Raw genomic sequence first — 12695 nt, 5'->3', positions numbered from 1 at the left:
GAGAAACGATGACTTCGAGGTCACGGCCTCGCCCACGCGAGGATCTTCTCGCGGAGCTGGCGAAGGCCGGGCGCGAGCACAGCGATGCGACGGTGCTGTTTCACGCGATCGTCGCGAGCCTCATGGAGCTTCACCCCACCGACTACAAGGTCCTCGGCCTGCTCGAGAGGTTCGGCGCGATGAGCGCGGGCGAGATCGCGCGGCAGTCCGGTCTCGCTACGGCTTCGGTCACCAACCTCATCGATCGGCTCGAGCGCAAGGGGTTTGCGCGGCGAATGCAGGACGACCGGGACCGCCGGCGCGTGCTGGTCGAGCCCGTCTTGGAGCACCTCCACGGCGCCCGCGACATGTTCGCCTCCACCCAGCGCTCCTTGCGCCGGCTCCTCGAGCACTACTCGGACCGCGAGCTCGCCGTCATCGCCGATTTCCTGACGCGCAACGCGCGGCGGCTCCGCGCCGAGACGAAGAAGCTCGATCGACGCTAGCGCGCGCGGACCTCGTCGGCGCCTAGCGCCCGGTGCAGGGCGTCGGGTTCCAGCCCCGGTCGTCCGGCAGCTTGCGCAGGTCGGTGCTGGTCATTGCCGGGCCGCGGAAATACCGCGGGTCCGTGACCCGCGTCGTGATCGTGAGGTAAATGTCGCCGTTCGGGAGCGTATGCAGGTCGTAGTACTCCGTCATCGTCGTGAGCTCGCTGTACGGAGCGCCGTTCTTGCGTATGTAGCCCGGTAGCAGATTGTCGGTCGTCACTTTCAAGCTGCCGCCCGTGCCGCCGGGCGCCGGTTGCCACTCCGCGAACGAACGGCCCTGACGCGTCGGTGCGCCCGCGGAAGTTTCCGTGAAGTGCAACAGGCGAGTCTGCTCGCCGTTGTCGGTGTCGATCCGCAGCGTCTGGTCGTCTTCCCAGCTGATGCGGAAGCGACCGGGCAGACGCATGATGGCCGGCGCGCCGTACGCCTTGCACGCATCGCCTGCCGCCTCGTCGGCTTCCGGATCCCAGGCTTCGCCGACATTTCGGCCGTCGGCGTTGAGCGGTATGCCGTCGAAGATACCGGGACTCGGTGTGACCATGCGGTATTTCCAGTCTTCGAAGACCACCGAGACCCAGTATCCGGTGAGATCGATCGGGGCCGATTCGCGGGCCGTTCCCGCGGTCTCGCCGGGCTGCGCCAGCGCGAGATTCGTGCTCGCGCCGATCGCTGCGACGAAGCCGAAGCCGAGCTTCACGACTGCCGACACGATCAGTCCACCACTTCGTCGGGATTCGTGCCCCATTTGAGCCCGTCGGCGGGGCGCTCCAGCGTCAGCATCAGGCTGCGAAACTCGCCCTGCGCGCGCGACGGCCGGGCGACCACGATGAGCTCGTCCCCGGTGCGCAGCGTATCGCGCGAGACGCCTTGTCGGACCAGCGAGCTCGGCGCGGCCCATTCGACGGCCCAGCGCTGCGTTTCACCGTCCTCACCCTTCACGACCAAGTGCAGATAGGAGTGCGGGCTGCGGTATTCGAAGCGCACGAGCCGGCCCTCGAGCCGCACGGTTCGGGATACGTCGTACGTGGCGGCATAGGAATGGTGGGCGTTCGCCTGCCCGCTCGAAAGCAGGCTCGAGGCGGCCAGGGTCAGCAAGGCAATGCTCGGTCGCATGACATCGTCCTCACGAATCGAATGTGGTCTCCCTGGCGCGGGCCCCTCGATCGAAGCGTCCCTGATTTCACGTCAGTTGCTGAGACTGCGGTAAACCGCTTCCACGAACATGGCCGTGGTCCAGTCGCCGCTGTCGGTGCCGTAACGTGCGTCGAAGTCGTACGTCGGCCGCGCGGCGAGCACTTCCTCCAGCGTCATCCCCTCGTCGATCAGCGCCTTTATGCGGTCGTGGATGATCTGCACCATGTTGCGATACGACGCCACGTCCGCCGTGTCGGAGAGCCTGCCTCTGCCGGGAATGATCCAGGTGCCGCCTTGAGAGCGGTACTCCGCCACGGCCAGGTCGAGGATGGCGTTGAGACCGTCGATGACGCCCTGGATGCTGCCGCCTCGGGACAGATCGAAGCGAGGGTATTCGACAGTGGAAAAGATGTCGCCGGCGGCGATGACCTCGGAATGGCGGAAGAAGACGATGATGTCGCCGTCGGTCGTCGCGGGCGTCGAGTAGGCGATCACGGGTTCGCCGTTGAAATAGGACGTCATCTTGTAGATGTCGCTGTAAAAGGACTCGGTCGGCCAGGCCTCGAAATTCGTCGACCACGGATCGTCTGCCGGCCCGGACATCGTGATCAGCGTGTTCTCGTGAGCGATGATCCTTGCGCCGCCGTCGCGCCCCATCCCTTCCGGCGCCAGCAAGGCGTTGCCGCCGACGTTGTGCGGCGCGGCGTTTGTGTTGATGATGTACCGCAACGGTCTGGGCGGGGCCGGCGAGCTGATCACGGTATTCATGTACGGGCTCGTGAAGCCGCTCGGGACGTTCGGGCATTCCAGGCCGAAACACCGATTCGGCGCCGGCGCGGCGGTTCGCGCCGCGAGCTCCGACAGCGTTTTCTTGAGCTTCTCGCCCATCTCGGCCGGTCCCGTGTTCACAAGCATCATGCCGTCCGGACCCACGGATACGGCGAGATTCCTGCCGTCGGCGATGACCATGTAGATATTGCCCTGCACGGGCATCACGTGAACCTGACCGTCCCGAGGGCTCTGGGCATCGATCTTCGCCCGAGCCGTGATCTCGGGGGCGGACACCGGCACTTCGAGCGCGTCGACCGTCGTCGATCCGTCGAGCACGCGCCGGTATTCCGGATAAATCGTCTTCGCGCCGCCGCGCACCGCATCGAACGGCACCCACGGCTCGTTCGGCAGCCAGTCGTGGACCAGCAAGTCCTGGCCCGGCAGCAGATGCGGGACGAAATGAGGATTCGTCCCGCCGGACTCGGCGAACGTGCCGGCATTGCAGAGCTCCAGATTGACCCGGCTGTCCGGAGCGTAGAGATAGATCGTCGACAGCACCATCGGCTCTTCCAGGTAGACGGGGTCGTCCGTTACTTGGACGATGGTGAGCATGTCGTCATGCCGCGTGAGGTATTCGGTCATCGTCAGCATGTCGCTGGTCTGCGGGCCGCCGCGCCTCAGAAACCCGTCCTTCAGGTGCGTCGTCCTGATCACGAGCGTGTTACCGACCCACTCTCCGGTCGAAAAGCCGCTCCAGCTGTGCGGCGCCCAAGGCGGCGGATGGGGGCGGCCGTCCATGAACACCGGTCGGTCCAGCGAACGCCAGAACTGGAAGTGATAGGCCCGGACCTCGCGCGTCAACGGGTCGAGCTCGCTCAAGATGCGCGCGCCGCCGAGCCCTCGCCACTGATGCGGAGCGGAATGCGGGCGGCACTGATATTCCGGCGTGCCCCAGATCGATTCGGCCGTCGTGTCGGAGCGCATGCGGCCTGCATCGTTGAACGGAATCCCGAGGTAATCCTGAGGGTTCGGCTGGAGGCTGCCCACCGCGCCCCGATCCTCGCTGCCCTCGAGCTGCCATTCCCCGACGATATCGGGCGGCGTTGCCGTGCGGCCGACCAGGGGCTGGGCCTGCGCCGCGGACGTTGCGGAGCCTGCAAGCAGCAGCAGCGTATGGGCCCACACGCCGCTGCGCGCGCCATGGATCATCGAATCCCCCCTCGTGCAAATGCGCCGTTTCGTTGCCCGAGGCGCTTATCGGCCTATCTTAGACGAGCTTTTCGGCCTCGTCAGCGAGCGAGGAGGATCCCGATCGCGGCGAGCCGCCGCTCGGCGCGGCGCGCCTTCAGTGCGGGAGGTGGTCGAGTCCGTCCGGCAGCTCCATGATCTCGAGCACGTTGCCCTGCGGGTCGACCATCGTCGCGATCTTGATCGGCGTGCCGCCGATCGGGACCGAAACCACGTCGCCATTCACCGTGGCGCCGGCGGCCTTCGCGGCCGCCACTGCGGCGGCGATGTCCGAAACGCGAAAGATCGCGTGCGCGATCTCGCCTGGCTTCGCGCCGGCTTCGCGTCGAGCGACGAGAAATTCCGGCGACGAGCCGGCCTTCGCCGCGGCGACGGTGTCGCCGTAGCGCATGATGATCTCGGTCGGCGGGTCCCCGACGTGGTCGATCTCCTTCAACCCGAAGGCGGTTTCGTAGAACTTCGCGAGCGCGGGGACATCGTCGGCGCCGAGCCGCACCGCGAGCACCGTGGTGTCCGCGTGAGCCGCACCGAGCCAAATCGCCGCAGTGAGCCCCAGGACCGCCGTCATCGTTCGTTGCATGGTTGTTCTCCGTTGTTCTCCGTTGTTCTCGGACAGTGTCACGCGACTACGCGGACCGCGCCAACGCCTTGCGCTGCTCCCTCGCGGCGCGACGATATTGCGCAGGCGGCTTGCCGAAGCGGCGCTTGAACGCCCGGTTGAAGGCGGCCTCGGACTCGTAGCCGACCTCGGTCGCGATCTGCAGCACGCTGCGGCTCGTCGTGCGCAACGCTTCCGCGCCCAGCTCGAGCCGCCAATCCGCGAGATACGCCATCGGCGACTGGCCGAGATAGCGCGCGAACCGTTCCGTCAACGCGGACCGAGAGATGGCGGCTTCCTGGGCCAGCTCGTCGAGCGTCCATGCGTGCGAGGGCCGGCGATGGAGCGCCGCGAGGCTCCGTCCAACGGCCGGGTCGAGCGCGCCCGCGAGCCAGCCGCTGCGGCCCGGCGAAACCTGCACGACGTACCGCTGAAGCGCCTCGGCGAACAGCACCTCCGCGAGCCGCGCGAGGATCACGTCACTGCCCGGCGCCGCGGCCGCCGCCCGCTCGACGGCATGCACGATCGAGTTCTCGAGCCATTCGCCCGCGCGGTCGTTGCGAAGATGCACGCGCACGACGCGCGGCAATCCGGCGAGCACGGGCCGAATGAGCGCGGCTTCGCACGCGAGGTAGCCGCAAACGAGGTGCGTCTCCTCTCCCCCGCCGCCGAAACGCGACCGGATCGTGTCGCCGGTGAGCAGCGCCGGCAGAGTGACGGAGGCATCGACGAGCTCGGCGTCCGAGCCGTTGCCCATCTCGTGCTCGTCCCCGTGCGGAATCATGAACAGATCGCCCGCGGAAAACGGCGTGGTCTCGTCGTCGACTCGGACGTAGCCCGAGCCGAGCGTCGCGAGATGGAACTCGATCACATGGCTCGCGTTCGGGGCCACGTATCGCCCGAGCTTGTGGCCCGGCGGCGCGAGCACCCGCCAGGGCTTCGAGCACTCGGCGACGTAGAACATGGCGCCGGAAAGCTTCACGGCGCGGAGCAGCTCGGAGAGGGCGTCCATGGCTCGCGTCCGTCTCTGTCGGTGGATGCGCCAAGTCTCGCGGCCGATCGATCGGCACGCGCCGCGCGGCCGACCGAGCAAACGCCGCGCCGCACGGCAAAGCTCACGCGCTGATAGTGCACGGACACTCCGTGCGGCTGCAAGCCATCGGAACCCGCGCTCCCTCGCGCAGAAAGTCGCTCTCGCGCTCGGCGCGCAGGCGGGCGACGCGTGCCTGCGCTCGGTCTGATCCGCGCAGGCTTCACGCGGTTTCGGCGTGTGCTCGAAACGCCGTTCGACTTGATCTTCGAGGCGCGGCCGTGAGAGCCTGAGCGCGCCAGGCCCACGGCCGAGGGGAGCGCGTCGTGACGAACAGGCGGGAATTCCTATGCACCGCGGCGGCATTGTCCGCCACGCCTCTTGCGGGCCGAGCGGCGTTCGCCGAGGGACGCGAGCTGGCGGCGCTCGAGGCCGTCGTCTACGACTCGCGCCACCCGGAAGCCCGCGAGTTCGGCGCGCGCGCCGCGCTCCTCGGTGCGCCGCTCCGCGCGATCGAAGGCGACGTCACGGATCTCTGGCAGCACGAGCTGCTCGCGCGCTGGAAGGCCGGTCCCCGCGCCGTCGCGGGCCTCACCGAGCGGCCCGCGCTGTTCGTGCTCGAGCGCCTCGCCTGGGAGCACGGTCTTCGCGTGGTCTTCGAAGCCGAGCACGAGCCGAACGGCAGCGGAGCCGCGGCGCACCGGGTCCTCCGCACCGCGGCTCCCGACCTCGCGCACGAGCTCGCGGCCGCGGGGCGGGGCTGGACGGCCGTGCTCGCCGAAGCGGTCGTCGCCGGCCCGCGCACGCGGGGGCACGACTTCCGTTCGTCGCAGGCCGCCCTCACCGCCTATCCCGGCGAGCCGACGACGCTCTGCTCTTGGGTCATCGCGCCGCGAGCAGAAACGAAGATCTGACAAGGCCGCCCGCCCCTGCATCGGCCAGCGAACGAGCGACGGCGCGTCGCGAACGAGAGCATACGGACGTGACGCATACCCCTGCCGCGTCGCTATTCCGGCCCATCGGAATCGTTCTGGAACAGCACTCCGAGATCGAGGCTGCCGTGGCTCTCCGGCTGCTGCACGTCCCCTTCCCCTGTTCCGGGATTCAGATTCGAAGCCGTGTCCTCGGGCGGGAAGATGATCAAGGTTTCGAGGAAATCCACGATCTTCGCCTGATCGTCGTCGCTGAGCGCGAGATAGGCATCGGTGACGGCCGCGGCCTCGCCCCGATGCCTGCGGATGACGGCATCGAGAGTCACGCTGCGTCCGTCGTGACCGTATGGAGCCGTGTTGCCCACGCCCCACAAGGGCTCGGTAACGTGGGCCTCGATGCGTGAACCGTCGTAGTCTCTCTCGACGAAGTACGGGCCGAGATCGTGACGCTTCAAGTCGGTGAACACGTTCTCGACGACGAACTCTTGCAGAGCAGGCACCATTTGCGGGTAAGGCTCCCCGTCGTCCTCCTCCACCATCAGCGGATAGACCTCCGCAAACAGCTCGTTGAAGAAGCCGCGGGAAGGATCATAGGTCGTCACCACGTCGGCGATACGCCGGTCGCGCTCGATCGTCAGATTCTGGACGTGGCAGGACGTACATCCGATGCTCTTCATGAGCTCGAGCCCTTGTTCGGCTCGCGCCGTGCTCCGGTAGCGCGCCGGTTTGAAGTAGTTCAAGAAGTAGAACTCGAGATAGTCCACCAGAGCGGGATCCACTTCCCCGGAAACGCCGTCCGCATCGGGGTCTTCGATACGATCGCAGCTCGGCGGCCGGTTGAAGGTGTCCGTTGCCGGATCGAAGACGAATCCGGCCGGGCTTTCGCGCGCTTGGGGCTCGTCCGGATCGGTCGCGTCACACAGGATCGGGTCCCACACTTGAAGCCCCATCTCGTCGTTGAACGCGCCGATCACGAACTCCCGAATCGACGCCGAGCGGCCTTCGGCAAAGAAGGGGCGGACTCGCAGATCGGCGCTGACGCCTTCCACCTTGGATGTGTCGACGCGGCCGTTCGGGAACGCGGTGATCGCACCGAAGTCGACGCCCTTGCTGACGAGCTCCCGCCTGACGGGGGCACGTCGTTTGCCTGCGGCCGCGGCCAGGGCGTCGTCGCGAATCGCGCGTAAATCCGCGGTCATCTCGTCGGCCAGCATCTCGATGAGCCCGAGTCCGAAAAGGTGCGGCGCGTCACGGCTGTCCGGAAACGTGGCGACGTCGCCGCCGTTTCCGGCGGCACCCCTCGGCCGTCCGTGGCATGCCGCGCAACTGTCCGCCAGTCCCGCGCCGAGCGCGCGCGTCGCCGTCACGTCGCCTTCGGAAGTAAAGCTGACGCGCGGGCCCAGGCCCTCGCTTGCAGTGAACTTGCGCTGAAAAACTTGCCGTCCTCTGCGAATAGCGCGCGCGGGATCGCGCTTGATCAGGTAGATCGACGAGCCCGGGGTCACGACGCCGCCTTGACCGGGGCCGATTTGGTCCCGCAGCGGCCTCGAAATGCAGCCGCCGGGCGCGTCGATCAGCAGTCCCTGGTCGATTTGCTGGCACTCCGCGAGCTGCGCGCTGCCTGTCCGCGGGGCCAATACCAATAGAAAGATAGTCGTGCCTACAAGAGCATATATGCTTGGGCGAGCGAATCGCGTGATCATCAGGAACCCCCTGTTTCAAGCGGACTGGGGCAAACGCGCGGCACGGCAATGTGCCGGCGCAGTGGGGGGTATCGGATTCCGCCTCGATGTTCGTGCGCGCGCAGGGCTTCATGCCGACCCTCGTACCCGTGCGCGGCGCGCGAGTTTCGAGCCGAAGCTACGCGCGTGCTTCGACGCCTGCAACGTGTCTCTCCGCGGAGACGCAGGATGGACCGCTTCCGGTCGTCGACCTCGATCCCTGCTTACGGCCCGGGGCAGCGATTCGGATACGGCAGCGCCTGCGAGCGTCGAGCGCCCCGAAGGGCTCCTCGCCGGCGCGCGCGCTCGTCGAGGGCCGCCGGCTTGCGCGCGCTCACGACCATCAATCCCCACAGCACGCCGATCCGCCGCCGCTCGATCACGATCTCCTCGAAGCCCACGCTCCGCAGCAGACGCTCGCAATCGCCGCTGCGGAGCATCGTGAAATTCGCCTTTCCGCGCATTCGCATCACGCGATCGAGCGCCCGCATCGTGAGGAAGTCGCGGCACCAGTCGGTGATCGACAAAGCGCCCCCCGGTGCGATCACGCGATACAGCTCGGCGGCCGCGGCGTCGAGATCGGCGAAGTAATGCATCGCGCTCGTCGAGACGAGCAGATCGAAGCAAGCGTCCGGGAACGGTAGCGCCTCGGCTCGCGCGGCGACGAGCGCCGCGCGCCCGATCGCACGGGACCGCGCTGCCGTGAGCATCGCGAGGCTCGGGTCCGCCCCGAGCAGCGTCGCGGACGGGAAGCGGGCCGAGAGCCGCGCGAGCAGCGCTCCGGTGCCGCAGCCGACGTCGAGGATCCGCTCGAAGCGGTGCTCGGGCGGCAGCCGGCTCAGCGTCAAGCCGATCGAGGCGGCGATGTACGACGCCCAGCGCTCGTCGTATGTCGCCGCGAGCCGGGCGTATTCCTCGTCCACCGACTGCTCGCGTGTGCGTGATCGCGTCGAGCGGGACATTCGGCTCGAGTTTACAGGGCTTCGCTCGCCCACCGGCGACCGCCGGTCACGGCCGTTTCGCTCGTCGGATTGCGGTCGGCGGCACCACGCGATCCGCAAATCGACCTACCCGTAGCGCAACGCGGCGCTCGGCTCGCGTCGAACGACGCCGCGCACGGAGACGTAGATCGAAAGCAGCACCGTCGCCGAGACGACGACAACGACGCCCGCCGCCATCGCGGCGAGCGTGGCCCCGCAGATGGAGAAGCCTTGCAGGACGACGGTCAGCACGGCGGCCGACAGCAGTGCGCTCGCCCCGAGGCCGACCGCGAGCTGCCTGCTGCCTTGCCGCATGAAGATCGCGACGACATTGCCGTTGCTCGCGCCGAGCGCGCGCCGCAACCCGACCTCGCGGGTGCGCAGCACGACGGCGTTGCTGCTCATCCCGTAGATGCCGGTGATCGCGAGCAGGATCGCGAAAGCGCCGCAGGCGGCGAAGAGCTTCGTGATCGTTCTCGCGAACAGCGTCATCCGGTCCAGAGCGAACGCATAGCTCGTGATGCTCGGCGGAATCGCCGGATCGACTCGCGCGAGCGCCTCGTACATCGCGCTCCGCGCCGCGGCCTCGTCTCCGGCATGCCGGACGATCATGCCGGCGACGGGCAGAACGAGCTGCGGCAGCGGAACGTAGACCGCCGAGCTGCCGACCGGCACCATGCCGAGCGGGTCATAGCGCACGTCACCGACGACGCCGACGATGACACGCTGCTCGGGCGGGCCGTCGCCGAACGAGACCTCGATGCTTCGTCCGAGCGCAGAGGCATTCGGCCATGAGTTTCGGCGAGCGTCTCGCTGACGATCGCGGTCTTCACGCCGGTTGCGCTGTCGCGGCTGTCGAACGCGCGGCCCTCGATCAGCGCCGGTCCGATCGGCGCCGGTGAGTCGGACAGGACGACGAGCCAGGCCGCCGGTCGATCCTCGAGCGTCGCGTACTCGGCGCCGGCGAGGGCGAACCGCGCGATGCCCGCTTGCTGCATTACTGCGGCCGCCCCGATCCCCGGAGTCGCGCGCAGCTCCGCGAGCAGGCGCTGCTGGAACGCCAACCGCTCCGCGGCCGTGCCGTAGCGGTCGGCGGGCAGCTCGACGTCCATCATGTAGAGATCGGCGATGTCCATGCCGATGTCGAACCGCGCGGCGCGGTGAGCGATGACGGTGGCCGCGCTGCCGACGAGCATCACCGCGGAAATCAGCGCGATCTGGACCGTGACGAGCGCGCGGGAGATGCGCCCGGTTCCGAGCCCGCCGCCTCCGCGGCTACCGTCCTTCAGAAGCGCGTTCGCATCGGCACGGCTGACGCTGTAGGCCGGCAACACCGAGACCACGAGGACGGTCCCGAGGAGGAGCAGCACGGCGGCCGCGACGGCTTCGCGATCGAGGCCCCACGTCCACCAGAACGGCAGATCGTCGCCGAGCAGCGCTTTCATGAAACCGTCCGACGCCTCGAGAGCGCGCGCGGCGAACGAGACCGCGAGCAATCCGCCGAGGGCGCAGAGAACGACGTTCTCGAGCGTCGTCTGAACGATCAGCCGCAAGCGCGGCGCACCGAGCGCGACACGGAGCCCGATCTCGTTGAGCCGCGCATTGGTGCGCGCGAGCAGCAGATTGCCGACGTTGACCGCGGCGAGCAACAGAATCGACAGCGCGAGCAGATTGAGGACGCCGAAGATCACCGTGCCGAGGATGCCCCATTGCTCCTCCTGGAACGTCAGGACCGAAACGGCGCCGAGATCCCGGTCGTCGGCCTCCGGGCGCTGCTGCCGGACCCGCTGGAGCAGCGATCGAAGCTCGGCCTCCGCGGACTCCGCCGAGACGCCGGGACGAAGCCGCGCATAGGCGGCGAGCGCGTTTCCGGTGTAATCGGCCGGATCGAGGTCTTGCGGACCGAGCGGGAGCCACATTCCCGTATTGATGGGAAAGGCATAGCCTTCCGGCATCACGCCGACGACACGCGTCGGCCGTCCGTCGACCCTGACGAGCTGCCCCACGATGCCCGAATCGCCTGCGAACACGGATTGCCAGGTGCCGTAGCTCAGCACGGCAACGGGCTCTGCTGCGGCAGAGCTGTCCTCGGCGACGAATCCGCGCCCGAGCAAGGGCGGCGTGCGAGTGAACTCGAAGACGGCCCAATCGGCCTCCGTGGACCGGACCGTATGGCTCGAGCCCGGCTCGCCGACGAGCGAGCGGGACGTGCGGAAGGCGCCGAGCTCCGACAGGCTTGCGGCCTCTTCCCGAATCCGGGAGAGCTCGTAGGCGTCGAGCGGCTCGAAGCTCGGCCACTCGCCCGCGCCGACCCGCACGATCGAGTCGCCCTCCGGCAGCGGCAGGTCGCGGTACATCATCATATCGAGCGCCGCGAACGTGTAGATGCCGATGCCGAGGCCGCCGGAGAGCACCGCCACCGTCAACATCGTGAACCACGGGCTCTTGCACAAGAGCCGCGCCGCGTATTTGACATCGGAGAGCGATAACGGCATCCGCAGCTTCCCGTGAGTCATCGCAGCCCTCGCCCGCAGTACACGATGTGCCCGTGCGATCGCAACAAGCGTGCCACGCCGAGCGCGCGCATAAGATATTGAATAGTTTCAATCCGTCGTGCGAACGCGATCGGCCTCGCGTGGCTCTGTCGCGAAAGCGGACAGCTGCGTCCCTTTTCCGGGACGAGCCCTTCGGGGAGGACACGGCCGAATCATTGTCGGCCGATGCTATTCGGATGCGGCGCGGACTTTTGTAGTATGGGCCGAGGCAAGTCGGCCGCGGGCGAACCGCGGATTACGCTGCGGCGGCAGCGACGTCGTGGCAGCCGGTAACGGAGGATTGCGATGCCGAAGTTCATCATCTCGCCGCACATGCGGCTGCACGAGTGGGTTGCCGAGGAGAAGGGCTATTTCGCGGCCGAAGGGCTCGATTACGAGTTTCGCGCCGCGCTGGGGTCGGCCGACGCCAAGCAGCACGATCTCGGCGATAGAGTCGGCGCCTATCAAACCTTCGAGCGCGGGCGCGAGAGCGACGTGAGCTGCGCCTGCCACTGGACCGTGAACATCGCCGCGGCCGCGGGCCACGGCCGGATCTACGTCGACGCCTACTCGGTCGCGCCGTGCGGCATTTTCGTTGCGCCGAATTCCGGCATCGAGCGCCCGGAAGATCTCGCCGGCGTGCCGATTTCGGTCGGCTATCAATCCGGGAGCCATTACTCGACCCTCGAGGCGCTCGACCGCTTCCTCGCGCCGAGCGACATCAATCTGTCCTTCGCCGACGGCTTGCTGTTCCGCCGGATGGAAAAGCTCATCGACGGCGAGGTGCCGGCCGTCAGCGTCTTCTCGGGCCCCTACTACTTCCTCGAGCAGCTCGGGTTCCGCAAGATTCTCGACACGAGCTTCATGATGGCTGCAATGGTCAGCGAGCGCGCGGACAAGGACGCGCTGCGGCGCTACTTCGCGGCGCTGCGCCGAGCACAAATCGACATCGACCTGCACACGCACCGCTACACGCACCACTATCTAAAGGAGTTTCCGCAGCGCTTTCACGACATGATGGACACGCGGGTCTTCGGTCCCGGCGAGCGCATCGTCTTCCAGCCGTACACCCGTGAGATGTACGAGGAGACGCAGCGGTGGGTCATCGAGCGCGGCATCTTCCCGGAAGGCGACCCGATCATTCGCGCGTTCGAGGACGCGACCGCGACCGCGGCCTGAGCCCGCAGGGCGCTCGAAAGACCGCCGATGGATAAGGAGCC

General features: G+C 67.7%; 12 protein-coding genes. 3 read left to right on the top strand and 9 right to left on the bottom strand.

Annotated elements, in window-relative coordinates; all coding sequences use genetic code 11:
• Positions 1 to 8: 8 nt before the first annotated feature.
• Positions 9 to 485 (top strand): MarR family transcriptional regulator, encoded by a 477-nt coding sequence (locus VF329_11230; GenBank protein ID HEX7081576.1) that lies wholly within the window; start codon positions 9 to 11, stop codon positions 483 to 485.
• Between the two features lie 22 nt (positions 486 to 507).
• On the opposite strand, the gene VF329_11225 is transcribed toward VF329_11230, so the two are convergent.
• The 5 genes from VF329_11225 to VF329_11205 form a co-directional block, all read right to left on the bottom strand.
• The gene (locus tag VF329_11225; GenBank protein HEX7081575.1) at positions 508 to 1236 is read right to left on the bottom strand and encodes a hypothetical protein; all 729 of its coding nucleotides are present in this window, start codon (positions 1234 to 1236) and stop codon (positions 508 to 510) included.
• 2 nt (positions 1237 to 1238) lie between these two features.
• The gene (locus tag VF329_11220) at positions 1239 to 1640 is read right to left on the bottom strand and encodes a DUF6152 family protein (protein ID HEX7081574.1); all 402 of its coding nucleotides are present in this window, start codon (positions 1638 to 1640) and stop codon (positions 1239 to 1241) included.
• A gap of 72 nt (positions 1641 to 1712) precedes the next feature.
• Positions 1713 to 3641, bottom strand: a complete 1929-nt coding sequence (locus VF329_11215) for a hypothetical protein (GenBank protein ID HEX7081573.1) — start codon at positions 3639 to 3641, stop codon at positions 1713 to 1715.
• A 136-nt stretch (positions 3642 to 3777) separates the two neighbouring features.
• A complete protein-coding gene (locus VF329_11210; GenBank protein ID HEX7081572.1) occupies positions 3778 to 4260 on the bottom strand; it encodes a VOC family protein in 483 nt (160 codons plus the stop codon).
• Positions 4261 to 4306: 46 nt separating this feature from the next.
• Positions 4307 to 5290 carry an AraC family transcriptional regulator gene (locus tag VF329_11205; protein HEX7081571.1) on the bottom strand — a complete coding sequence of 328 codons (984 nt, stop codon included), beginning with the start codon at positions 5288 to 5290 and terminating at the stop codon, positions 4307 to 4309.
• 344 nt (positions 5291 to 5634) lie between these two features.
• On the opposite strand from VF329_11205, the gene VF329_11200 reads away from it, so the two are divergent.
• Entirely contained in the window at positions 5635 to 6222 is a 588-nt protein-coding gene (locus VF329_11200; protein HEX7081570.1) for a hypothetical protein, read from the top strand.
• Between the two features lie 92 nt (positions 6223 to 6314).
• Here the strand turns inward: VF329_11200 and VF329_11195 are convergent, their stop codons facing one another.
• The 4 genes from VF329_11195 to VF329_11180 all read right to left on the bottom strand — a co-directional run bounded on the left by VF329_11195 (position 6315) and on the right by VF329_11180 (position 11457).
• Positions 6315 to 7877: a di-heme oxidoredictase family protein gene (locus VF329_11195; GenBank protein ID HEX7081569.1), complete on the bottom strand. Its 1563-nt coding sequence runs from the start codon at positions 7875 to 7877 to the stop codon at positions 6315 to 6317.
• Between the two features lie 308 nt (positions 7878 to 8185).
• Positions 8186 to 8884, bottom strand: a complete 699-nt coding sequence (locus VF329_11190; protein HEX7081568.1) for a class I SAM-dependent methyltransferase — start codon at positions 8882 to 8884, stop codon at positions 8186 to 8188.
• Between the two features lie 144 nt (positions 8885 to 9028).
• On the bottom strand, positions 9029 to 9640 hold the full coding sequence (locus VF329_11185) for an FtsX-like permease family protein (protein ID HEX7081567.1): 612 nt from the start codon (positions 9638 to 9640) through the stop codon (positions 9029 to 9031).
• Positions 9550 to 11457 carry an ABC transporter permease gene (locus VF329_11180; GenBank protein HEX7081566.1) on the bottom strand — a complete coding sequence of 636 codons (1908 nt, stop codon included), beginning with the start codon at positions 11455 to 11457 and terminating at the stop codon, positions 9550 to 9552. The genes VF329_11185 and VF329_11180 overlap by 91 nt, the downstream gene beginning before the upstream one ends.
• Before the next feature lie 324 nt (positions 11458 to 11781).
• Here VF329_11180 and VF329_11175 point away from each other — a divergent pair, with 324 nt between their 5' ends.
• Positions 11782 to 12654: a hypothetical protein gene (locus VF329_11175; protein ID HEX7081565.1), complete on the top strand. Its 873-nt coding sequence runs from the start codon at positions 11782 to 11784 to the stop codon at positions 12652 to 12654.
• The last annotated feature ends 41 nt before the right edge of the window (positions 12655 to 12695 follow it).

Source organism: Gammaproteobacteria bacterium, from assembly GCA_036381015.1.
In the GTDB taxonomy this organism is placed as follows: domain Bacteria; phylum Pseudomonadota; class Gammaproteobacteria; order Steroidobacterales; family Rariloculaceae; genus ZC4RG20.
Note: the sequence above shows the minus strand (reverse complement) of the source record. Positions and strands in the feature narration are given on the sequence as shown.

Coding starts and splice junctions, on each gene's coding strand:
- VF329_11210 (HEX7081572.1), bottom strand. CDS start 4,260: ATGCAACGAACGATGACGGCGGTCCTGGGGCTCACTGCGGCGATTTGG.
- VF329_11180 (HEX7081566.1), bottom strand. CDS start 11,457: ATGACTCACGGGAAGCTGCGGATGCCGTTATCGCTCTCCGATGTCAAA.
- VF329_11205 (HEX7081571.1), bottom strand. CDS start 5,290: ATGGACGCCCTCTCCGAGCTGCTCCGCGCCGTGAAGCTTTCCGGCGCC.
- VF329_11175 (HEX7081565.1), top strand. CDS start 11,782: ATGCCGAAGTTCATCATCTCGCCGCACATGCGGCTGCACGAGTGGGTT.
- VF329_11215 (HEX7081573.1), bottom strand. CDS start 3,641: ATGATCCATGGCGCGCGCAGCGGCGTGTGGGCCCATACGCTGCTGCTG.
- VF329_11220 (HEX7081574.1), bottom strand. CDS start 1,640: ATGCGACCGAGCATTGCCTTGCTGACCCTGGCCGCCTCGAGCCTGCTT.
- VF329_11230 (HEX7081576.1), top strand. CDS start 9: ATGACTTCGAGGTCACGGCCTCGCCCACGCGAGGATCTTCTCGCGGAG.